Source organism: Gordonia marina, from assembly GCF_052036135.1.
In the GTDB taxonomy this organism is placed as follows: domain Bacteria; phylum Actinomycetota; class Actinomycetes; order Mycobacteriales; family Mycobacteriaceae; genus Gordonia.
In genome coordinates this window covers 36,172-57,541 of the sequence record NZ_JBPSDN010000016.1, presented here as the reverse complement: position 1 = coordinate 57,541, position 21,370 = coordinate 36,172, and the positions used below count along the sequence as shown (strand labels likewise).

Annotated in this window: 15 protein-coding genes; 2 read left to right on the top strand and 13 right to left on the bottom strand. The window is 69.7% G+C overall.

The annotated features are described in order from the left end of the window. Nucleotides 1-2: 2 nt before the first annotated feature. From ACSEEN_RS12050 to ACSEEN_RS12015, 8 genes are all read right to left on the bottom strand, one after another. The gene (locus ACSEEN_RS12050) at nt 3-1,985 is read right to left on the bottom strand and encodes an acetoacetate--CoA ligase (protein ID WP_440713302.1); all 1,983 of its coding nucleotides are present in this window, start codon (nt 1,983-1,985) and stop codon (nt 3-5) included. A gap of 103 nt (nt 1,986-2,088) precedes the next feature. Further along, nucleotides 2,089-4,902, bottom strand: a complete 2,814-nt coding sequence (locus ACSEEN_RS12045) for a winged helix-turn-helix domain-containing protein (RefSeq protein WP_440713301.1) — start codon at nt 4,900-4,902, stop codon at nt 2,089-2,091. A 33-nt stretch (nt 4,903-4,935) separates the two neighbouring features. After that, nucleotides 4,936-5,769 carry an SDR family NAD(P)-dependent oxidoreductase gene (locus ACSEEN_RS12040; protein ID WP_440713300.1) on the bottom strand — a complete coding sequence of 278 codons (834 nt, stop codon included), beginning with the start codon at nt 5,767-5,769 and terminating at the stop codon, nt 4,936-4,938. A 20-nt stretch (nt 5,770-5,789) separates the two neighbouring features. Beyond that, nucleotides 5,790-6,572: a hypothetical protein gene (locus tag ACSEEN_RS12035; RefSeq protein ID WP_440713299.1), complete on the bottom strand. Its 783-nt coding sequence runs from the start codon at nt 6,570-6,572 to the stop codon at nt 5,790-5,792. Between the two features lie 6 nt (nt 6,573-6,578). Continuing rightward, the gene (locus ACSEEN_RS12030; protein ID WP_440713298.1) at nt 6,579-8,837 is read right to left on the bottom strand and encodes a hydantoinase B/oxoprolinase family protein; all 2,259 of its coding nucleotides are present in this window, start codon (nt 8,835-8,837) and stop codon (nt 6,579-6,581) included. A 34-nt stretch (nt 8,838-8,871) separates the two neighbouring features. Then, complete coding sequence (locus ACSEEN_RS12025) at nt 8,872-11,004, bottom strand: hydantoinase/oxoprolinase family protein (protein WP_440713297.1); 2,133 nt, start codon at nt 11,002-11,004, stop codon at nt 8,872-8,874. Nucleotide 11,005: 1 nt separating this feature from the next. Next, on the bottom strand, nt 11,006-11,389 hold the full coding sequence (locus tag ACSEEN_RS12020) for an acetone carboxylase subunit gamma (RefSeq protein WP_440713296.1): 384 nt from the start codon (nt 11,387-11,389) through the stop codon (nt 11,006-11,008). Nucleotides 11,390-11,430: 41 nt separating this feature from the next. Next, nucleotides 11,431-13,353, bottom strand: coding sequence for a hydantoinase/oxoprolinase family protein (locus tag ACSEEN_RS12015; RefSeq protein WP_440713295.1), 1,923 nt, complete (start codon nt 13,351-13,353; stop codon nt 11,431-11,433). 393 nt (nt 13,354-13,746) lie between these two features. On the opposite strand from ACSEEN_RS12015, the gene ACSEEN_RS12010 reads away from it, so the two are divergent. Both ACSEEN_RS12010 and ACSEEN_RS12005 read left to right on the top strand, forming a co-directional pair. Then, entirely contained in the window at nt 13,747-15,183 is a 1,437-nt protein-coding gene (locus tag ACSEEN_RS12010) for a hypothetical protein (RefSeq protein WP_440713294.1), read from the top strand. A gap of 56 nt (nt 15,184-15,239) precedes the next feature. After that, nucleotides 15,240-16,631: a wax ester/triacylglycerol synthase domain-containing protein gene (locus ACSEEN_RS12005; protein ID WP_440713293.1), complete on the top strand. Its 1,392-nt coding sequence runs from the start codon at nt 15,240-15,242 to the stop codon at nt 16,629-16,631. A gap of 49 nt (nt 16,632-16,680) precedes the next feature. On the opposite strand, the gene ACSEEN_RS12000 is transcribed toward ACSEEN_RS12005, so the two are convergent. The 5 genes from ACSEEN_RS12000 to hsaA all read right to left on the bottom strand — a co-directional run bounded on the left by ACSEEN_RS12000 (nt 16,681) and on the right by hsaA (nt 21,357). Then, nucleotides 16,681-17,922: an Nramp family divalent metal transporter gene (locus ACSEEN_RS12000; RefSeq protein ID WP_440713292.1), complete on the bottom strand. Its 1,242-nt coding sequence runs from the start codon at nt 17,920-17,922 to the stop codon at nt 16,681-16,683. 40 nt (nt 17,923-17,962) lie between these two features. Further along, nucleotides 17,963-18,583 carry a TMEM175 family protein gene (locus tag ACSEEN_RS11995; protein WP_440713291.1) on the bottom strand — a complete coding sequence of 207 codons (621 nt, stop codon included), beginning with the start codon at nt 18,581-18,583 and terminating at the stop codon, nt 17,963-17,965. A gap of 87 nt (nt 18,584-18,670) precedes the next feature. Next, a complete protein-coding gene (gene hsaB, locus ACSEEN_RS11990; protein WP_283255267.1) occupies nt 18,671-19,243 on the bottom strand; it encodes a 3-hydroxy-9,10-secoandrosta-1,3,5(10)-triene-9,17-dione monooxygenase reductase subunit in 573 nt (190 codons plus the stop codon). 3 nt (nt 19,244-19,246) lie between these two features. After that, nucleotides 19,247-20,164 (bottom strand): iron-dependent extradiol dioxygenase HsaC, encoded by a 918-nt coding sequence (gene hsaC / locus ACSEEN_RS11985; protein ID WP_440713290.1) that lies wholly within the window; start codon nt 20,162-20,164, stop codon nt 19,247-19,249. 8 nt (nt 20,165-20,172) lie between these two features. Then, a complete protein-coding gene (gene hsaA, locus ACSEEN_RS11980) occupies nt 20,173-21,357 on the bottom strand; it encodes a 3-hydroxy-9,10-secoandrosta-1,3,5(10)-triene-9,17-dione monooxygenase oxygenase subunit (protein WP_440713289.1) in 1,185 nt (394 codons plus the stop codon). Nucleotides 21,358-21,370 lie beyond the last annotated feature (13 nt).

The following is a 21,370-nucleotide window of genomic DNA, read 5'->3' as shown; positions in this document are numbered from 1 at the left end:
GCTCAGGGCCGGGGATTTCGCCGGCCGAACTCGACGAAGAAGTCCAGAGCGGTGGCGTCGGCCATCGAATCGGGATTGGCCGCCTTCTCCACGGGCACGCCGGCCAGCAGTTTCCGCACCGGGATCTCCATCTTCTTGCCGGTGAGCGTGTACGGGATGCGGTCGACCTGGTAGATCTCGTCCGGCACGTGACGCGGGGAGTTCTCCGTCCGGAGCCGGTGGACGATCTCCGAGCGCAGGTCGTCGTCGACCACGCGGCCGGGAGCGGGTTTGACGAACAACGGCATGAAGAAGCCGCCGTCCGGCAGATTGAGACAGACCACCAGGCTGTCGTCGACGCCGTCGACGGCCTCGACCGAGCGATAGACCTCGGAGGTCCCGATCCGCACGCCGAAGCGATTCAGGGTGGAGTCGGAGCGGCCGTGGATCTGGCATTCGCCGCGCTCGTTGAAGGTGATCGCGTCGCCGTGGGTCCAGACGCCGTCGAAGGCCTCGAAGTACGACGCGTGGTAGCGCGCATCGTCCTCGTCGTTCCAGAAGTACAGCGGCATCGACGGCATCGGCTGCCGCACCACCAGCTCGCCGGACTCGCCGATCACCGGCCGGCCGTCGTTGTCGTACGCGCAGACGTCCACGCCGAGGCACGCGCACTGGATCCAGCCCGCGTGGACGGGAAGCACCGGCGCCGCACCGACGAAGGCCGAGCCGACGTCGGTACCGCCGCTCTGCGAGGTGAGCCAGACGTCGTCGTGGATGTTCTCGTAGACCCAGGCCATCGCCTCGGGCGTCACCGGTGACCCGCCGAGCATGATGCCGGAGATCCGGGAGAGGTCGTAGCGTTCGGCGGGCACGATGCCGGCCTTCCCCATCAACGCGACGTAGGTCGGACTGGTGCCGAAGAAGGTGGCGCCGGTCGCCTCGGCCAGACGCCACAGCGCATCCGGTTCCGGGTGCATGGGGCTCCCGTCGTACAGGACGGCCGTGGCGCCGGTGAGCAGGGACGACACCACGATGTTCCACATCACCCAGCCGGTGGTCGAATAGAAGAACATCGACCGCCCCGGCCGCAGATCGAAGTGGAAGTGCAGCAGCTTGCTCATCTCCAGCACGATGCCGCCGTGGCCGTGGACGATCGGTTTGGGCAGTCCGGTGGTACCCGAGGAGTAGACGATCCACAGCGGGTCGGAGAAGTCGGTGGGTTCGAAGCGGACGTCGCCGGGATCGGCGCCGTCGGGAACCGCGTCCGCCCAGAGCACCGGCTCCGCCGCGGATTCCGGGCGCGAATCCGGATCGAGGTAGGGCACGTGTACGTGCCATTCGAGGCTCGGCAGACGGCGGGTGATCTCCGCGATGTCGGCCCGCCGGTCGAAATCGCGCCCCGCGAACCGGTATCCGTCGACCGCGAACAGCACCTTCGGCTCGATCTGGGAGAACCGGTCGAGCACACTGCTGGCGCCGAATTCCGGTGAGCAGCTCGACCAGACGGCGCCGACCGCCGCGGTCGCCAGCAAGGCCACCAGGGCGTGCGGGCCGTTGGGCAGACAGGCGACGACGCGGTCGCCCCGGCCGACACCGATGCGGCGGAGCCAGTCGGCCAGGCAACGCACCCGGCGATCGAGTTCATCCCAGGTCAGGTCGGCCGGTGGCGCGGATTCGGAGGCGTACGTGACCGCCACCTCGCCCGGCCGCGCGTACCGCAGCACCTGTTCGGCGTAGTTGACGCCGGCCCCGCGGAACCACCGGGCACCGGGCATCGCGGGGTCATCGAGGACCGCCGAGAACGGGGTCGGCGATTCGATCCCGAAGTAGTCCCACATCGCTCCCCAGAACGCGGACACGTCCTGCACCGACCACCGGTGCAGGGCCGGGTAGTCCGCCAGGTCGACGTTCCGGTGCTCGCGCAGCCAATCCAGCAGCGCCACGATGTTGGAGTCACCGATCCGCTCGGCCTTGGGGGTCCACAGCAGATCACCGTCGTGCACCATCGGTGCCGTCCTTCCCTCGGGGCGCGGGGCGCCGTCTCACTGATCTCAGTCTCAGGCGATCTGTGAGGACGGTCACCACCCGTCGGGGTGGCGGAACCGAGGTTCAGTCGAGAAGTCCGCGACGGCGCGCCTCGGCGACGGCCTCGCCGCGCCGAGTGACACCGACCTTGGCGTAGATGTTCTTCAGGTACCACTTGACGGTGTTCAGCTTGATCCCGAACCGGCGGGCGATCTCACTGTTCGACATGCCCCGGTCGAGCAACCGCAGGATGTCCACCTCGCGCGCGGTCAGCTCCTCCTCCGGGAGGGCCCGGCGACCGGAACCGGCGGCCGGCGGCGGCGCCGCGACGTGCCGTTCCCGCTCCGCCGCGAGCAGCGATCGCAGATAGTCCGCGGACACCTCCGGGTAGCCGTCCGGCCAGTGCCCGCGCCGCTGCCCGTCACGCAGCTCACCGAGCAGGCGCAGCACCGACGGACCCCCGTCGACGAGGGTCCGTGCCAGCCCGGCCCGCGCACCGGCCACCAGGGCGGGCAGCAGCACGTCCAGCGCCTCGTCGCGGTCGACGGCGCAGAGCACCTCGGCGAGCGCCACCCGGGCGGCGACTTCCTCGTACGGCCAGTCGGCGTCGACGGCCGCGGCGAGTCGTTCCCGGCAGGCGGCGACGGCATCCTCGATGTCGCCTTCCGCGGCGGACACGATGGCCCGCATCGCCAGCCGGCTGCGCCGGAAGTCGAAGGCGATCCCGACGCTGTAGCGGGCGGCCGACGGTTCGAGTTCGAGGGCGTTCGCCGCGACGATGCTGCGCGCCCCCGCGAGGTCGCCGGTCGACGCCAGCAGCCGGCAGAGTCCGTGATCGGCGTCGAGCACCTGCCGCGGCAGTCCCAGTTCGACGCCGACCCGGCGTTCCTCGGCCAGCACTCCGACGGCGCCGTCGATGTCGCCGCGCAGCGCCCGGATCCGCGCGAGTGTGGAATACGTGAGGATCATGAAGTCCGCGACGGCGCCCTCCGCCCCGAGCCGGTAGCAGTCCTCCAGGAGTTCCTCGGCACGATCGAGGTCGCCGCGCTCGTAGTAGAACGCACCGAGCGGACCGGCGGCCAGGTACCGCGCGTAGAGTTCCGCGCTCCCCCGGCCGGAGGCGATCGCCAGCGCATCGCGGTAGCGGGCCCAGGCGGCCGCGAGATCGAGCTGAGCGAAAGCCGCGAGCCCGGCGATGCAGCGGCCGTAGACCGGCGAGAACACCCCCGCACTCCGCTCGTGGTAGGGCTCGGCCCACTCCTGCAGCGCCCGGGCCTGCGAGAAGCGGTAGGAATGGAAGTGGTCGAGCGAGGCCATGTTCGACGAGCCGGCGACGACGAACGCGCGGTAGTCGCGCGGCGCGGTGAGAATCGGCTGCAGCCGCTCGACCACCCGGTCGAAGCGATCGTCGTAGACGTCGATGCACGTCGCCAGCATCTCCGCCTCCGCGGCCAGCGGCGCCACCGGTTCGCCGTCGGCACCGGGCCGCGGCCCGCCCGAGGCGGCATCGTCGTCCGGGTCGAGGGCCGCCCGGGCCAGCGCCAGCGCACGGCGCGCCGGAGCGAGTCTGTGCAGCAGGCAGTACGCCCAGCCGACGGTCAATTGCAGCCGGGCACGACCGGCCACGACGGCGCTCGGCAGCTTGTCGACCAGTGCCAGCAACGACGCCATGCGACTGTCTTCGATGTAGGACCGGCCCAGTTCGTCGACCAGATCGACCGCCAGCTCATCGGCGCCCGCGGCGAGGGCGTGGTCGACCGCCTCGGACGGCTGGTCGTGCGCGGCGTACCAGCGCGCGGCGGCCAGATGCAGTTCGGTGACCCGGCCGGGCTGGTCGCGGGCCAGCCGGCGGCGCAGGTATCCGGAGAACAGGTGGTGGTAGCGGAACCACTCACCGTCGTCGTCGAGCGCGGTGAGAAACATGTTGCGCCGGCGCAGCTCTTCGAGCATCGCCCCGCCCTCCGGCCTGCCGGACACCGCACTGACCAGGTCGGCACTCAGGAAGTCGCAGATCGACGTGGACAGCAGGAAGTCGAGGATGTCGGCGGGCAGGGCGTCGAGCACCGACTCGGCCAGGTAGTCGCCGATGGACTGGTGCCGGCCGGAGAACCGGGCGATCGCCGACGACGGATCGCTGCTGTCCCGGAGCGACAGGGTGGCCAGCTGCAGCGCCGCGACCCACCCGTCGGTCGACGACCACAGGCGCTGGACGTCGTCGCTGTCCAGCGCCAGCGCGTTGACCTCGCGCAGCAGCGTGTTCGACTCCGCGCGGTCGAAGCGCAACTGCTGCGAGTCGACCTCCACCACCTCGTCGCGCACCCGCAGCCGGCTCACCGCGTGCACCCGGATCCGGCTGGTGACGACGATGTGCAGGTTCTCCGGACCGAAGTCGAGCAGGTAGTCCAGGACTTCGATCGCGGCGGGCTGTTCGATGAGGTGCCAGTCGTCGATGACGACGGTGAGCGGCCGCGCGTACTCGACGAGCCGGTTGATGAGCGCGCCGAGCACGGGCAGTGCGTCGTCCGGCCGCTGTTCCAGCGTGCCGATCAGATCGTCCACCTCGATCGCCGGATCGGCGCGGGCGATGGCCGCGAGCAGGTGACCGGCGAGCCATCCCGGGTTGTTGTCATCGTCGTCGATGGTGAGCCAGCCGACGGTGCCGCCCTCGCCCCGCAGTTCGTCCTGCCACTGCGCGGCGAGGGTGCTCTTGCCGAAGCCGGCCGGTCCGTGAATCACCGTGAGACGACGGTCGCGGCCGTCCCGCAGGAGACGAAGCAGCCGTTCACGCGGCACCAGGCTGCTCTTGCCCGACTGCCTCCGGAACTTGGTCACCACGGCGGGCCGCGCCGGGTGCGCTGTCCGATCCGGCCCCACCATCAACTGTCCGCGCTCTCCCACCGATGACACATGCCTTGTAACGAATCTAACCGACTACGTGGCCGACCAGCCGCCGTCGACCGGCAGCTCCACACCGGTGATCCACGACGACGCGTCCGAGGCGAGGAACAGCACGGCGGCGGCCACATCGCGGGTGGTGCCGGTCCGGCCGATCGGATGGGCCGCGAGGAAACCGGCGGCCACCTCCTCGAGGGAACTCGCGCCGGACAGTTCCATGTTGTGCCGCAGGAACGAGTCACCCATGTCGGTCTGCACCAGCCCCGGGTGCACCGAATTGCAGCGCACGCCGTAGCCGAGCCGGCCGCACTCGACGGCGACGTCCTTGGTGAGCATGCGCACCGCGCCCTTCGCCGCACCGTAGGCCGAGAGCCACGGCACGCCGATCAGGCCGGCCACCGACGACATGTTGATGATCGATCCGCCGTTGCCCGCGAGGCCGCCGGGTTTCATCGCGGCGACGGCGTGCTTGCAGCCGAAGTAAGTGCCGTCGACGTTGATGCTGATCAGCCGCTTGTAGTCGGCGGCGTCGGCCTCGACGATCGGCGTCATCAACTCGATGCCCGCGTTGTTGACCAGGATCTCCAGTCCACCGAAGGTCTCGACGGTCTCGGCCACCACGCGCGCCCAGGCGTCTTCTTCCCGGACATCGAGGGTGCGGTAGTCGGCGCGGCCGCCGGCGGCCACGATCGACTCGGCGGTGGCGCGGCCGGCGTCGTCGAGCACGTCGGTGATCATCACCGAAGCGCCGGCGGCGGCCAGGACACGGGCGAATTCGGCGCCGAGGCCGCGCGCACCGCCGGAGATCAGCGCGGTCTTGCCGGTCACCGTGAACGACGCGGCGAGGTCTGCGGTCAGGTTGTCAGTCATTGTCTCTCCTCGTGGGTTTCTCATGAAGTGGCGGCGCCCGCGCGCAACTCGACGAGCCGGGCGAGTGCGTGTTCGGGCCGGGTGCCCGGCGGGATGACGACCAGGCGCACGTGGTCGTCGCCGGCCGGCGCGCCGGATTCCCACTCGGTGGCGCGGAGCCAGAACGACGGCGCCAGCGCCTCCGGAACATCGCCGGGCGGATCCGCGGTCTCCAGACCGATCGGCCACCGGTAATGGGCGGCGACCTTGATCAGCGGGCCGTAGAGGTCGATGAGGTCGGCGGTGACCGGCGCACCCGATTCGGGTGCGCGAATCGCCAGCGCATCCACGCGGGTATCGGCGAGCACCCGCAGGAAGTCGGTCAGGTAGACCGCCGCCGAATCGATGTCGTCCTCATCGAATTCGGGCACCGGGTCACCGTGCGCCACCCGGTGAGCCAGCGCCGCCAGGTCTCCCGGAGCCGGGGCGAGTACGACGATCTCCTGGCCGAGGGCGGCGCCGAGCGAGGAGACCACATCGGCGAGGTGAGCGCGCAGACCGGGATCACCGAGCAGCGTCCGGAGCGGTGCGGTGGCGCGCCGTTTGGCGCCCATCTCGGCGACGAGATCCGGGTGCGCCGCCGTCCACGACTCGGCCACCGCGGCGACGTCCACCGGGATCAGGTCGGCGCTGACCAGGCCGGTCGCGGTGCGCTGCCAGGCGACGAGGGCATCCACCGACGCCCACGGCGGGGCCTCGCCCAGCAGGTGCCCGGCATAGCCGAGGTAGTCGATCCAGAGTGCGGGAACGGGCGTGGCGGACATCGGCGATCAGTCCTCCGCCTGTGCACGGAGCGCGGCGATCTCGGCCTGCAGGGTCGCGATCGCCACGTCCTTCGGATCGAGCATGAACATGCTCTGCAGTTCGCCGCCGGTCATCTGGACGGGCTGTCCCATGGTGGTGCCGTACACCACCGACGGATCGCCCCAGGCGCCGTAGTAGGGCAGGTCCGCCGGCGGCGCCTCGGTCACCCATTCGGCGACGAACTCGTCGTACGGCGTGCCGCGCTCGATCCGGGCACGTCGTTCTGCGAGGCGGGCCGCCGAGGTGGCCTCCTCGTCGAGGGTCCTCGTGTCGGCGTCGATCACCACCTTGTAGATGTCCTCGGCGGTCTCGATCGACATGAGGTCTTCCTCGATGTCGCGCAGCACGAGCGCCGGATCGCGTTCGAGGACGTCGCCGTAGCCGGCGCCACCGCCCTGGCACATCATCTGCAGCTCACCGCGCTGGGCGAGTTTGAACGTCTGCGCCATCGGCATCGTCGAGTACGTGCCGCCCGGGAAAGGCTGCCGGTTCATGATGTCGACGATGTCGAAGTTCGCCTCCTCCGGATTCGACTCCAGCTGGGCGAGGACGTCGATGCCTTCGACGCGGCACAGCGGATACGCCGGGCTGCCGTAGCCGCCGAACAGGCCCTGCAACGCCGAGAACTTGGAGCCGGTGCAGCCGAACATGAAGCCCCACATATCGGTCTTCTGCGCGGTCGCGATCTGCTCGTATCCGAGCCCGCCCCGGTACTTGCCGAAGCCGATCCGGTCCTTGGCGAGGGTGAAGGCGCCGAGACGGACCATCGGCAGCTCCTCTTCGGCCAGCTCCATCTCGCCGATGTCGCAGAACGCGGCGAACGGCGGGGACACCGAGTGCTCGCCGTCGCGGTCGTACCGGCCGCCCTGACCGGCCCCGTTGATGTCGGCGCAGAAGTTGCCGACCTCCTGACCGTGCTGGGTGAGGCCGCCGTAGATCATCGTGGCCGGCTGGTCGTACTGCGAGGCCAGGATCGAGGTGTACTGCCGGGGCAGCTGGTAGATGAACTTGGCCATCGGGATCACCGGGAAGGTCATCGCCTTGAACAGCGGGATCAGGCTCATCGCCTGCGGTGTCACGAACGACGCGTTGACCAGCGAGTTGGTGTCCCAGACGAAGTCGATCGGGGTGAACACCGCCTGGGTCTGCGGCAGGTCGGGCCAGATGTTCTGCAGGAAGCCGGACATCAGCATGGTCTTCATCGAGCCCTGGCTGGTGTTGATCGACCTGTTCAGGAATTCCGGCGACGACCCCCGGAAGTCCATCGTCATCTGCTCGCCGTCGACCGTGATCGCGCAGTTGATCCGCATGAGGACGTTCTCGCGGAGGGTCGAGTCGCAGAAGCCGGTCACCCGGGTGGTGCCGTCGGGCAGTTCGCCGATCCGCCGGCGCACCTCGGCCGCCACCCCCTCGATGTGCTGGCGCATGGTGCCGACCAGCGCTTCGGTCCCGAACTCGTCGAGGATCGCGTCGACGCGCTTGCGCAACCGCAGCAGCGCGTGCAGTTTCACCGACATGTCCTCGTACTGCAGCTTCGGGTCGCGCACCGAGTTCTGCAGAAAGGTCTGCAGGTCCCGCTTGATCTCGAAATCCTCGATGATCTTGAACGGCGGCATCTTGAGGCCCTCGTCGAACTTGCTCTCGGCGGCGGCCGGCATGCCGCCGGGCTCGCACGAGCCGTTCTCGCCCTCGTGGATGGTCGCCGACAGCCAGGCGACCAGTTCGCCGTCCCGGTAGAGCGGCATGATCGTCGACTGGTCCGTGTTGTGGATACCGCCGTAGCGGGCGTCGTTGTGGATGAAGCCGTCGCCGTCGGCGATGCCCACGGTCGGCTCGTCGCCCCAGGTGCGGAGGATGTACTTGATCGGATAGTGGCAGCAGCCGGCGAAGCCGACCACGCCCTTCGGCGCGATCATCGACAGGTCCCCGGAGGCGGTGAAGATGGCTGCGACCAGGTCGCCCCATTTGGCGCCGGGCGCCGCGCCCATCTGCTCGATCATCGTGTTCGACTCGTCGAGCGCGGACATCAGCCGGCCGCGCACCTGATTCACCAGGTGCGGGTCGAGCCCGTCGTCGCCGAGGATCTGGTCCTCGACCGTGCTGCGTCCCTCGATGCGGTGGTCGTGGAAGATCGCCGGATCAGGTCCGTGGAACAGGACGTTGCCGGCCAGGAATTCGTCGCGCAATGCCTGATCTTCGGCGCTCAAAGCGGTGTTCTCGGTCATGATTCCCTCTTTCGGTTCTCGATCGGCGGCGCGGTCAGTCGCTGACCCGGGTCAGCCACACGGCCCGGCCGGCGACCGCCTGATAGCGCCATCCGGGTTCGACCAGGTAGTTGGTGGCGTCGGTCTCGACCACCGCGGGGCCGAGGATGTCGGTGCCGGGTTCCAGCGCGGCGTCGTCGTAGATCGCCGTCTCGACCGGGCCGTCGACGCCGACGAAGCTGCACTCGCGCACGGCTCGCGCCGCGGGCGTGTGACCGGGCTCGATCGGGGTCAGATCCGCGAACGCCAGCCCCGGGCTCTCGACCCACGACAGCACGCGGATGGTGTTGACCCGGACGCCGGTCGCGGTGGCCTGACTGCCCTCGCCGAAACGTTCGGCGTAGCGCTTGTCGAATTCGGCGATCACCCGCAGCACGTCGCGCTGGCTGGTGATCCGGCTGACGCCCACCCGCACCGAGGTCTGCACTCGCTGGTTGCCGTAGCGCATGTCCAGCTCCAGCCGATGCTTCACCAGGCTCGGGTCGATCCCCTGCCGCTGCAGGTCGGACCGGCCGCGTTCCTCGAGCTCGTCGATGATGGCGTTGAACTCGGTGTAGTCGGTCATGAAGTAGCTGTTGGTCGGATCGAACAGCACCTGCCAGGTGTTGGCCTCATGGATGTGCATCTGGTTCATGTCGCCGGCGCCGACCGCGGAGAAGATCGGGGCGTGCGGCGGGCAGAGGACCCGCTCGGCGCCCAGCGCCGATGCGATGCCGCAGCCGTGCAGGGGACCGTTGCCGCCGTAGGCGAGCACCGTGAAGTCCTTCGGCTCGAAGCCACGCACTCGCAGCTCGGTCGCGATGCCGTTGGCCATGTTCGAGTCCACGGTCTGCTTGATCAGCTTGGCCGCGTCGACGACATCCATGTCGAGGTCGTCGCACAGTTCGTCCTCGATGGCCCGCTTGCTGCGGCGCTTGGTCAGCGCGATCTTCCCGCCCGCGTAGTTCGCCGGGTCCAGGTAGCCGAGCATCACGTCCGCGTCGGTCACCGTCGGCTGCATGCCGCCGCGGTCGTAGCAGGCCGGTCCCGGATCGGAACCCGCGCTCTCGGGCCCCACCGCCACGGTCCGGAAGACCGGGTCGTAGGTGCAGATGGAACCGCCGCCGGCCCCCAGCGTGACCAGGTGCAGCATCGGGATCGACACCATCCAGCGTTCGATCACCGGCTCGAAGTCGTAGTGCTTGATGCCGCCCTCGACCACGATGCCGATGTCGAAACTGGTGCCGCCCATGTCGGTGGCCACCACGTTGCCCAGTCCGGTCTTGGCGGCGAGCGCCTCGGAGGCGCCGATGCCGGCGACCGGCCCGGAATGGACGGTCTGCAGGGCATCGGTCGAGTTCAGCTGCGCCATGCCCCCGGAGTTGTGGATGACGAGCATCGGCTTGGTGTAGCCGTCGTCGCGCAGATGCAGTTCCAGCGTGCCCAGGCCGTGGTACATCACGCTGTGCAGGAAGCCGTCGATGATGGTCGACGTCGCCCGCGTGTATTCGCCCTTGCGGCCGCTCACCTGGTGCGACAGCAGCATCGGCACCGCGCCGAGCAGATGGCCGGGATACTCCTCCAGGAAGATCTCCCGGATGCGCAGCTCGTGCGCCGGGTTGACGACGCTGTTGGCCAGACACACCACGATCGTCTCGGCGCCGCGGTCGATCAGCTCGCGCAGCGAGGAGCGCACATCGTCCTCGTTCAACCGCAACAGCACTTCGCCCTCGAAGTCGACGCGCTCACTGACCTCCCGGATCAGCGGGATCGGCACGATCGGATCCGGTCGCTGTGCGTTCGGGATGTCGAGCATGGACTTCCAGTCCAGACCGGTGCCGTAGCCCTTGGCCCGGGCCAGCGGGACCGAGCTGCGGAATCCGGCCGTGGTCAGCAGGCCCACGCGCGGCCCCTTGCGCTCGATCAGCGCGTTGGTCCCGAGCGTGGTGGCGTAGCGGACCGAGTCGACCTCCGAGAGGAGGTCGGTGGTGCTCAGGTTCAGTTCCCGGCAGGCGTTCGCCAGCGCGTCGTTGAAACCGATCGCCAGATTCTGGTGGGTGGTCAGCGACTTCTGCAGCAGCGTCTTGTCGTCCCAGACCACGAAGCAGTCGGTGAAGGTGCCCCCGATGTCTACCGATACTCGTCGCATCTCAGATCTCCTCTCCGGGCCGGGCGTGCGGATGGTCGGTCACCTCGACGTCGCGCCAGCGCTCCTTCAGGCCGTCGATGTCGAATTCGATGTCGTGCGTGGGTGGGTGCCCGGGAGGCAGATACTCGGCCTCCATCAGCTGGCCGCACGACGGGCAGTAGTACTCGAGGATCCGGCACCACGCCGGGTCCGGAGCGAAGGTGAACTCGTACTTCTCCGGGTCGAGCAACGGCTTGTGGATCTCCCGCGGGTCGCGGTCGTAGACCAGCAGGCCTCGCTTGTAGTTCTCGCGCGCGGAGATCAGCGTGTTCCCGCAGGCTCGGCACTCCCAGGTCTCCGCGTCGAGATCGATGCGGAGGCTTTCGGTGACCAGGACTTTCTTCATGGTGATACCTCGTGACGAAGGAATGATGGAGCGTCGGCCGGTCAGCCGCGCGAGAGGAGGATGTCGCCGCCGGCGTTGATCTGGAACCGCCACAGCGGGTCCACCTGGCAGGTGAAGAACTCGTCTTCGATCACCGCCGGACCCACCCCGGTCACGGCACCCTGCTGATCGGCGACCCGGTAGAGCGGCACGTCGCGCCGTTCGCCGTCCCGGAGCAGCGTCCGTGTTCCGGCGGCCACCGCGGGCGCACCGTCGTCGTCGAACGATCCGGTGAGCGCCGGATGCGGTGCGGGGGTGCTGACCGTGACGGCGAGCCGGAGCGGTTCCACGTCTCCCGCGTCGACCACGGCGAAGTCGGGGTCCGACGGATTCGCGATCACGATCTCCCGGCTCTCCTCACCGTCATCGATCAGGACGGTGGCCGTCACCGCGCAGTCGGCGAGGTCGGCGCCCTCGGCGAACATGTCGCGGGCGGCGGCGTGCAGCAATCGATCGAGCGCCCGGGGAAGCTCGTCGGCGCCGGCGAGTCCCACCTCGTAGGTGTGGCCGATGTCGGAGAAGCCGAGGCCGAACGCGGAGAAGACCGGCGCCAGGCCGGGAATGAACACCCGGGAGACGCCGACCGCGTCGGCCACCCGGCATGCGAGGAGCGGTCCGCCGCCGCCGAACGCGGCGAGCGTCGACTGCGCCGAGACACCGGTGAAGTCGGTGAGCCCGTCGGCGATCCGGCCGACCCAGGCCCGCTGCATCCGCTCGACGGCGTCGTCGACGGACAGGCCCAGCGGCTTCGCGACATGCTCGGTGATCGCCGCGATCGCGCGGTCGCGGTCCAGCGCGAGGTTGCCGCTGAAGAAGGTCGCCGGGTCGAGCAGGCCGCTGACCAGGACCGCGTCGGTGATCGTCGCGCGGTCGCCACCGAGGCCGAAACACGCCGGACCGGGCGCGCTGCCCACCGATTCGGGGCCGACGACGATCTCGCCGCCGGCCGCCCGGATGATCGAGCTGCCGCCCACCCCGATGCTCTCGGCGACGCTGAGCGGGAAACTCGTCGCGATCCCGTGGATGGTTCCGTAGCGCTCGGTGCGCGAGGTGTCGTCGCGCAACTCGGCGAAGTCGGTGGTGGTGCCGCCGACGTCGAACGAGATCACGTGCCCGAAACCGTAGTGTCCGGCGACCGCCCGGATACCCTCGATGCCGCCGCGCGGACCCGAGCTGTAGGTCTTGATCGCCGTGGTCTTGGCCACCCGCGCGGAGAGGCCGTCGTTGCGGAAGATCCGCAACGGACGCTGGTTGTTGTTCGCGCGCAGATGGTGCTCGGCGTTGAACAGGAACTTCTCCATCGCCGGGTGGAGGAACGCGTTGAAGACCGTGGTCCACGCCCGGCGCTTGTCGTCGGCGTCATCGACCACCTCGTGCGAGTAGAGCACCGGCACGGCACCGAGGAGGTGCTTCGGGAACCGGCCGGCCGTGATCGACCGGATTCGCGCCTCGACGTCGTCGCGATCGTCACCGCCGTGGATCACCACCACCCGGTTCGCGCCGCTCGACGTCAGCGAGTTGATCGCCGCCACCACCGCGGCATCGAGGTCGTCCGCGCCGGCGTCGATGGTGGCCGAGCGCTCCCCGACCAGCGCGTCCCAGAACTCCCGCTCGGCCGCGGTCTCGGCGAGCGAGGAGACCTCCAGGCCGCCGGACAGGATCACACCGATCCGCGGGCCCTTCTTCTCGACGATCGCGTTGGTGCCCTGGGTAGTGGAGTACCGGATACTGTCGGTCGAGCGCAGCAGTCCCGGCAGATCCACGTCGCCGTAGAGCATCTTCGAGGCTTCCCGCAGGCCCTCGACGAAACAGCGGGACAGGTCGTGCGGGGTGGTCAGTGTCTTGGTGCGATAGACGTCGTCGCCATCGATCACACAGATGTCAGTGAGCGTGCCGCCGTTGTCGATGTTGATCAATCGGCCCATCGGGTCCTCCTCCGTCGGTTCGGTCAGCCGGTGACGGTGGTCGCAACACACCGATTTCCGTGACGTGTTTCACAGCATTTCGCGGACGGTGCGAGGTGCCACCACCCGACAGGGTGGTATCGGAACGGACGCATGGGTGGCAGGGCTCGAGACACCGGAAACCCGCAGTTCACGGGCCTGTTCCGAAAGCAGATCGGAGAACGTTCCCGACGCCGGAGCATGGCTGTTCGGCGGACAGGGTGGTCCGCGGACGGCCACCTTCGCCGGCGGCGCCTGCTCACCGGCCGTGGATTCCGGAGAAACCCGGCGAAACTCCGATCTGGATTCCGCGCTTCGGATGAACCTGACTTTCGGAGCACTCGCCCGCCGTCACGCGCGTGTTTGAATCCCCGAATGATCAGGCTTTCCATCCCCGCCTGGGGTGCTGTCATCGGCGCCCTGTGGGGCCTCGTCATCGGACTCAAGACCGAGAGCGTCGGCTGGGGTGTCGCGGCCGCGATCGGATTGGCCGTCCTCGGCTACGGCATCGGCTTCGCGATCGAGTACCTCCTGGTCCTCGGCGTCGGCAAGGGCTTCGAATACGCGGGCCGCGGGATCTACAAGCTTCGCGGGAAGTCCAAGGACGAGTACTACGCGAGCATGGCCGACGGCCACCGGCGGGCCGCCGCGGACGAGGCCGAGCGGCGCCGCCCCACCCGGTACCCGACCATCCAGCGCGGCGTGATCGCGGCGCTGATCGTCATCGGCGCCGTCGTCGCGATCACCCCGCTCTTCGGGGAGTTCTCGTGGATCGTCGGTTTCGTCATCATCATGGGCGGCTGGGGCATCCGGAAGGACGTCAGTCCCGACAAGTTCGTCGCCCTGCCCGGCCTCTTCATCATGGCCGTCGGCGGCATGGGATTCACCACCGAGATGGACCTTTACTCCGACGGCTCCGTCGACTCCCACATGGCCTATCCGGGCGTCGGCGCCGCGCTGATGGTCATCGGGATCCTGGTGAGTGCGGCACCGTTCGGGCTGTCGTACCTGGTGTTCAAGAAGCCGATCCCGAAGCATTGGGACGCGCTCTACGCGATCATCGCGCGCCGCTTGAACATCGCACCCCGACCGGTCCCCGGCGCACCCGAACCCGGCCCGGCACCGTTCGGATTCGCACCCGCACCGGGGATGCCGCAGCCTTCGGCCCCGATCCCGCCGGGCACGATCCCGCCGCCACCGGGCCGGCCGGTCCCCGCGCCCGGGTGCCCGGCGACGCCGACCGCACTCACGCCGCCGCACCCGGTCTCGCCGCCGGATGCCGACACCACGGCGATCCCCACCGCGCCGCCGTCCGCGCCCCGCCCGTCGGCCGACCCCACCACGTCGATCACCATCGGCACCGACACATCGCGACCGGCGCAGATTCCGCCGCCCATCCAGACCCCGCCGGCCGTCCCCGAACCGCGATCCGCCGCTCCGGCGACGCGTTTCGCCGGGGAGGCCAGTGTCGTCGCGCCGCTCCGGCCGCAAGACCTGCACGACCTGGTCCTGCGCGCCGCGCGCACCGACCAGGCACCACCGCGCGGCGGCGACGCGGTGCAGCTGCTGGAGAACCGGCGGGGCCTGGTGCGGCTGGGCTACTGCGCCGGCGGCGTCGCCCCGGTCTTCGTCGTCGACGTCGCCATCACGCCGGATCCGGCCGGCGCCCGCGCCGAACTGCGGGTGGCGCACACCGTGCCGCGGCCGGCCCCGCAGCGCGGGGTGGTCGATGAACACGAACTGACCAGGCTGCTCGCCGCGATCCGCGGCGGGATCACCGTCGGCTGCCCGACGGCCACCTGGGGCCTGTGACCCTGATCCCGGCAAAGCCGCACCGGGGCCGCGACCGCGCCGGTACAATCACCGATATGGCGGTCAGGGATGAACGGATGGGGGCGTTCGACGCCGTCATGTTCGGCATCGAGGGCGACCCGTTGCTCCGGTCGGGAATCGTCGCCGTCATCGTGCTCGAATCGCCACCCGACCGGGATCGGGTCGTCGAGCGCACCGAACGGCTGACCCGGCTGTTCCCTCGCCTGCGCCAGCGCGCGGTCGGGAATCCGCTGTCCCCGGCGCCGCCGCGGTGGGAGACCGACCCCAACTTCGACCCCGACTATCACATCCGCTGGCGGCGCCTGCCCGACGGCGACGACGACCTCACCGGCGCCCTCGCCTTCGCGGCGCGGATGGGCGAACAGGACTTCGACAAGTCGCGCCCGCTCTGGGAGATCGCCATCCTCACCGGTCTGGACGACGGCCGGGCCGCGGTGATCTTCAAGATCCACCACAGCGTCGCCGACGGCATGGGCGGGCTGGCGCTCAGCGCGGCGCTGTTCGACGTGGCCCCCGACCCCGGCGATCTGGGCGCGCTGCCACCCGCGCCGGAGCCGGCACCGGCCGGTCTGACCGATCGGTTCCGGCAGGCCGCCGCGTTCGAGATCGACGCACTGGCCGAGGTGGTCACCGGTGCCGCCCGGTCCAGCGCGACGGGTGCGGCCGCCCTGGTGCGCGACCCGTTCGGCTCGACGCGGACGGCCTGGCACACCGCGTCGTCGGCGGCGGCGATGCTGGCTCCGCAGAGCGAGCCGCTGTCCCCGCTGATGTCCGGGCGGTCGCTGGCCTGTGTGTTCACCGTGATCGACGTTCCGCTGGCCCCGCTCAAGGCGGCGGCCGACGCCGCCGGGGTGACGCTGAACGTCGTCTTCATCGCCGCGGTCGCCGATGCGGTCGGCGCCTATCACCGCGCCCACGGCACCGAACTACCCGGATTCCGGGTCAACATGCCGATCAGCCAGCGCCGTCCCGGCGACGAGGCGATCGGCAACCACTGGGTACCCGCACGGTTCGTCGTGCCGTGCGGACAGACCGGCGCCGCCGAACGGCTCCGCCGGCTGCACGGCGTGGTCGACGACGCTCGCACCGATCCGGCGCTCGGCCTGTCCGAGATCATCTACAAAGCGCTGGCACTGCTGCCCGCGCCGGTCACCGAACGCCTGGCCGGAATGCTGATGAAGGGCGTCGACGTGGCCGCGACCAACGTCCCGGGGCCACCGGTCCCGATCTACCTGTGCGGTTCCCGGGTCACCATGATGGTGCCGTTCGCACCGAAGTCGGGCGCCGCGGTGAACGTCGCGCTGTTCACCTACGACGGCACGGCGCTGCTCGGGGTCAACACCGATCCCGCGGCCGTCCCCGATCCCGGCGAGTTCACCCGCTACCTCGCCGAGGCCGTCTCTCGGTATTCCTCCCTCGCCGGCTGAGTTCCCTCGCCGGCTGAGTTCCCTCGCCGGCTGAGCTCGTCGAAGCCCCTCACACCTCGCCGGCGAACAGCAGGACGAGCAGCAGCAGGTTGAGGACGACGATGACGACGCCCGCGACGGCGGACGCCAGTTGCAGCGGGCGCCCGTCGGCGAAGCCGCCCATCCGGCGCGGGTCGCGGGTGAACCGGCGCAGCGGCAGCAGCGCGAACGGGATCCCGAAGCTCAGCACGGCCTGGGAGACGATCAGCGCCATCGTCGGGTCCACGCCGGCCGCCAGGATCGCGATCGCCGGCACCAGCGTGGCGCTGCGCCGCGCCACCATCGGGATGCTGCGGCGCAGCAGCCCGGCCATGATCGCGCCGCCGGCATAGGAGCCGACCGACGTCGACGCGATGCCCGAGGCCAGCAGACCGATCGCGAAGAGCGCGGCCACCACCGGCCCGAGTGCGTCGGAGACCGCGGCGTGGGCGCCCTCGATGCTGTCGGTGCCCTCGCGCCCGGACAGGCTGGTCGCGGCCAGCACCAGCAGCGCGATGTTCACCGTGCCCGCGACGACCAGGGCCAGCACCACGTCGTACCGGGTGGCGCGGAGCAGTCGGCGCACGCGGGCCGGGTCACCGTCGTGCCCGTGCCGGTCGATCACCAGCGAGGAGTGCAGGTAGATCGCGTGCGGCATCACGGTGGCGCCGAGCATGGAGGCGGCCAGCAGGACCGTCTCGCCGCCGTCGAGGCGCGGGATCATGCCGTTGAGCAGGCCGCCGACCTCCGGCGGGTTCACCAGCAGACCGCTGAGGAAGCCGAGCACGATCACCGCGAGCAGGCCCATGATGACCACCTCGAACTTCCGCTGCCGGGCCGGGTTGGCCAGCGTCAGCAGCGCCATCGAGACGCCGCCGACGATCACCCCGCCGATCCACAGCGGCAGCCCGAAGAGCAGTTTGAGAGCGATCGCGCCGCCGACCACCTCGGCCAGGTCGGTGGCCGCGGCGACCACCTCGGCCTGCGCCCAGAAGGCCAGTCGCGCGCGGCGACCGGGCAGCGCCTCGCCGAGCGTCTGCGGCAGGGTGCGGCCGGTCACCACGCCGAGCTTGGCCGACTGGTACTGGATCATCACCGCGATCACGTTCGCCACCACCAGCACCCACACCAGCAGGTAGCCGTACTTGGCGCCGGCGGTGAGGTTGGCCGCGACGTTGCCGGGATCGACGTAGGCGATCGCCGCCACGAACGCCGGCCCGAGCAGCCTCGACATCGAGCGTGGCACAGCGGTCGGCGGCGTCACCCTGGTCATGATTTCAGGGTAGACGACTCTTCAAGTTCGGCCAACCGAACTATCGAGTGCGGTTCAACACTTTCTCCAGCGGGCCGACCGCGAGCAGCAGGAGCAGCGGCCAGCTTCCGGACCCGGGCACCAGGATCGTGACGACCAGCGCGATCACCATCACCGCGACGGTGATCCCGCCACCCCTGTTCGCGACGAAGCGGCGGCGGGCGTCGCCCTCCACGAGCAGCCCGGGGTGATGGCGGCCCCAGGCGTAGATCGCCGACAGCGACGCCGACGCGATCGTCAAGATCACCACGTACAGGACATTCGAACCGGCGACCGGGCGAGCGCTCCCGAGTTCGGTGGAGAACGGCAGCAGCACGATCATCAGCAGCCAGAGCAGATGGAGGAAGACCGTGACCCCGTCGTAGCGCTCGAAGTACTCGGCCATCCGATGGTGATGCCACCAGAACCAGGCGATCACCGCGAAGCTGATCAGCACGCTGATCACCAGCGCCGAGTGGTCGTCGAGGAAGTCCCAGGCACTCGCCGCCTCGGTATCGCCGGCCGCGTCGGTCAGCGGCAGCACCAGCAGGGTGAGAGCGATCGCGACCACCGCGTCACTGAAGGCGACCAGCCGCCGCCAGCCCTCGATGGTGCGCTGCACGTCTCCCGAGTCGTCGGCCATAGCCCGAACGGTAGCCCCCAGGCCGATCGGGAGGGGTCCACATCGCCGATCGAGAGGCGGTCTCACATGCCGGCCGTCATCGAGCGGCTACAGCCACTCGTCGCCGCCGGTCCAGGTCAGGAAGTCGTCGAGGTGTTCCTGGGCCGGTGTGACCCGAGGGCGTTCGGTGGACAGGTAGCCGCCCCGGTAGAACAGCAGCGGTTTGTCCTGCAACACCTCGCCGAGGGTCTGGGCACGGCCGACGACGATGCAGTGATCCCCACCGTCCAGGACGTTCTCGATGGTGCACTCCACCCAGGTGAGACAGTGCCGGATCACCGGCAGACCGAGCGGCGACGCATCCCACTGCACGCCGGCGAACTTGTCCTCGCCGGGAGCGCCGAACTTCGCGCTCACCTCCTGCTGCCGGTGCGCGAGCACGTTCACGCAGAACGCTCCGCGCGCCTCGATCAGCGGCCACGTCCGGGAGGTCTTCATCGGGCAGAAGATCACCAGCGGCGGATCCAGGGAGAGCGCCGCGAACGACTGGCACGCGAAGCCGACGGGCACGTCGTCGCGCATGGTCGTGATGATGGTGACGCCCGTGCAGAACTGGCCCATCGCGGTGCGGAACTGCCGCGAGTCGAAGTCGGCGGTGCCGTAGGGCGAGAGCGGCGCCACGACTCAGCCCTGCAGCCCGATGGTGAAGTCGTGCCCCCACAGGCTGACCGCGGTCGATTCGCGCGCGATCCACGCATCGTCGTCCACTTGCCTGCCCTCGCAGCCGAATTCGATGTCGAAGCCGCCCGGGGTCTTCATGTAGAAGCTGAGCATCAGGTCGTTGACATGGCGGCCGAGGGTCGCCGACATGGGCACCTTGCGGCGCAGCGCACGGTCGTGGCAGAGCCCGACGTCGTCGGCGGTCTCCACCTCCACCATCAGGTGCACGATGCCGGTGCTGTTCGGGATCGGCAGGAAGGCCAGCGAATGGTGCCGCGGATTGCAGCCGAAGAAGCGCAGCCACGCCGGCTCCTCGCCCGCCGCGCGGCCGACCACCTGCGGCGGCAGCCGCATCGAGTCGCGCAACCGGAAGCCGAGGACGTCGCGGTAGAAGGCCAGCGAGGCGGCGTCATCGCTGGTGGTGAGCACGACGTGACCGAGTCCCTGCTCGCCGGTGACGAAGCGATGCCCGTACGGGCTGACCACGCGCCGATGCTGCAGCGCGACCCCGTGGAAGGCCTCCAGGACGTTGCCGTCCGGATCGGCGAAGACCACCAGGCCGTCGACCGCGCGATCGGCCTTCTCCTCGGGCGTACCCTCCCGGAATTCCACGCCCGCGCCCGTCAGCCGGTCGCGGACCTCTTGCAGCGCTTCGGCATTTGCGCACTCCCAGCCCGACGCCACGAGATGGTCGCGGTCGGACGGCACGATCACCAGGCGCGCCGGGAAGTCGTCCATCCGGAGGTACAGCGCGCCCGGAATCGATCCGCGTCCCTCCACCATGCCCAGCACCTTCAGGCCGTACTCGCGCCACGCGTCGACGTCGGTGGCGTCGATCCGCATGTAGCCGAGGGACCGGATCGGGCTCAGATCGTCACTCATCGGCCGCCTCACACCATCGTGTCGCCGATGGGCAGCCCGAACTCCCCGTTGCCGTAGGCCACGTAGGCCCGCTCGGGGTCGTTGGCCGCGTGCACGCGACCGGCGTGCGCGTCGCGCCAGAAGCGCTGGATGGGCGTGCCGTTCTCCAGCGCGTGCGCACCGGAGTTCTCGAAGAGCCGGTCGATGGCCGAGATGGCCCGGCCGGTGGCCCGCACCTGGTCGCGCCGGGCCGCCAGCCGCAGGTCCATCGGGATCTCCTCACCGGCGAGGATCAGGTCGTACTCGGTCTGCAGGTTCCCCGACAGCTGCCGCCAGGCGGCGTCGATGTCGCTGGCCGCCTCGGCGATCCGGACCTTGGCGAACGGATCGTCCTTCGACTTCTCCCCGGCGTAGGCGGCGCGGACGCGCTTGCCCTGGTGCTCCACATGCGCCTGATAGGCGCCGTAGGCCATGCCGACGATGGGCGTCGAGATGGTGCTCGGGTGGATGGTGCCCCACGGCATCCGGTAGACCGGTGCGGTGTTGCGTTCCAGGCCGGGCGCCTCGCCCATGCTCATGGTGCGGAAGCTCAGCATGCGGTGCCGTGGCACGAAGACATCCTTGACGTCGATCGTGTTGGAACCGGTGCCGCGCAGGCCGACGACGTTCCACACGTCGCGGATGGTGTAGTCCTCACGCGGGATCAGGAAGCTGACGAAGTCGACCGGCTTGCCGTCCTTGAAGACCGGGCCGCCGAGCACCGCCCATTCGGCGATGTCGCAGCCCGACGACCACGCCCACGACCCGTTGACCACGTAGCCACCCTCGACCACCTCGCCGGCGCCCATCGGCGCGTACGACGACGAGATGCGCACCGCCGGATCGTCACCCCAGACGTCCTCCTGCGCCTGCTGGTCGAACAGCGCGAGGTGCCAGTTGTGGATACCGATGATGCCGGCCACCCAGCCGGTGGACCCGCACGCCGAGGCGAGCCGGCGGACGGCCTCGTAGAAGGTGACCGGATCCACCTCGTATCCGCCCCACTGCGCGGGCTGCATGAGCCGGAAGAAGCCGGTCTCGGCGAGCAGCTCGGCCACCTCGTCGGGCACCCGCCGGGCATCCTCGGTCGACTGGGCGCGCTGCTCCAGCTCGGGCAGCAGCGCGTTGATCTTGTCCAGAACCTGCCGGCCGGCTTCGCTTCGCTGAGCTCCCATGGCCTCTCCAATC

Coding starts and splice junctions, on each gene's coding strand:
- ACSEEN_RS12050 (WP_440713302.1), bottom strand. CDS start 1,985: ATGGTGCACGACGGTGATCTGCTGTGGACCCCCAAGGCCGAGCGGATC.
- ACSEEN_RS12040 (WP_440713300.1), bottom strand. CDS start 5,769: ATGACTGACAACCTGACCGCAGACCTCGCCGCGTCGTTCACGGTGACC.
- ACSEEN_RS12035 (WP_440713299.1), bottom strand. CDS start 6,572: ATGTCCGCCACGCCCGTTCCCGCACTCTGGATCGACTACCTCGGCTAT.
- ACSEEN_RS12030 (WP_440713298.1), bottom strand. CDS start 8,837: ATGACCGAGAACACCGCTTTGAGCGCCGAAGATCAGGCATTGCGCGAC.
- ACSEEN_RS12025 (WP_440713297.1), bottom strand. CDS start 11,004: ATGCGACGAGTATCGGTAGACATCGGGGGCACCTTCACCGACTGCTTC.
- ACSEEN_RS12020 (WP_440713296.1), bottom strand. CDS start 11,389: ATGAAGAAAGTCCTGGTCACCGAAAGCCTCCGCATCGATCTCGACGCG.
- ACSEEN_RS12015 (WP_440713295.1), bottom strand. CDS start 13,353: ATGGGCCGATTGATCAACATCGACAACGGCGGCACGCTCACTGACATC.
- ACSEEN_RS12010 (WP_440713294.1), top strand. CDS start 13,747: ATGATCAGGCTTTCCATCCCCGCCTGGGGTGCTGTCATCGGCGCCCTG.
- ACSEEN_RS12005 (WP_440713293.1), top strand. CDS start 15,240: ATGGCGGTCAGGGATGAACGGATGGGGGCGTTCGACGCCGTCATGTTC.
- ACSEEN_RS12000 (WP_440713292.1), bottom strand. CDS start 17,922: ATGACCAGGGTGACGCCGCCGACCGCTGTGCCACGCTCGATGTCGAGG.
- ACSEEN_RS11995 (WP_440713291.1), bottom strand. CDS start 18,583: ATGGCCGACGACTCGGGAGACGTGCAGCGCACCATCGAGGGCTGGCGG.
- hsaC (WP_440713290.1), bottom strand. CDS start 20,164: ATGAGTGACGATCTGAGCCCGATCCGGTCCCTCGGCTACATGCGGATC.
- hsaA (WP_440713289.1), bottom strand. CDS start 21,357: ATGGGAGCTCAGCGAAGCGAAGCCGGCCGGCAGGTTCTGGACAAGATC.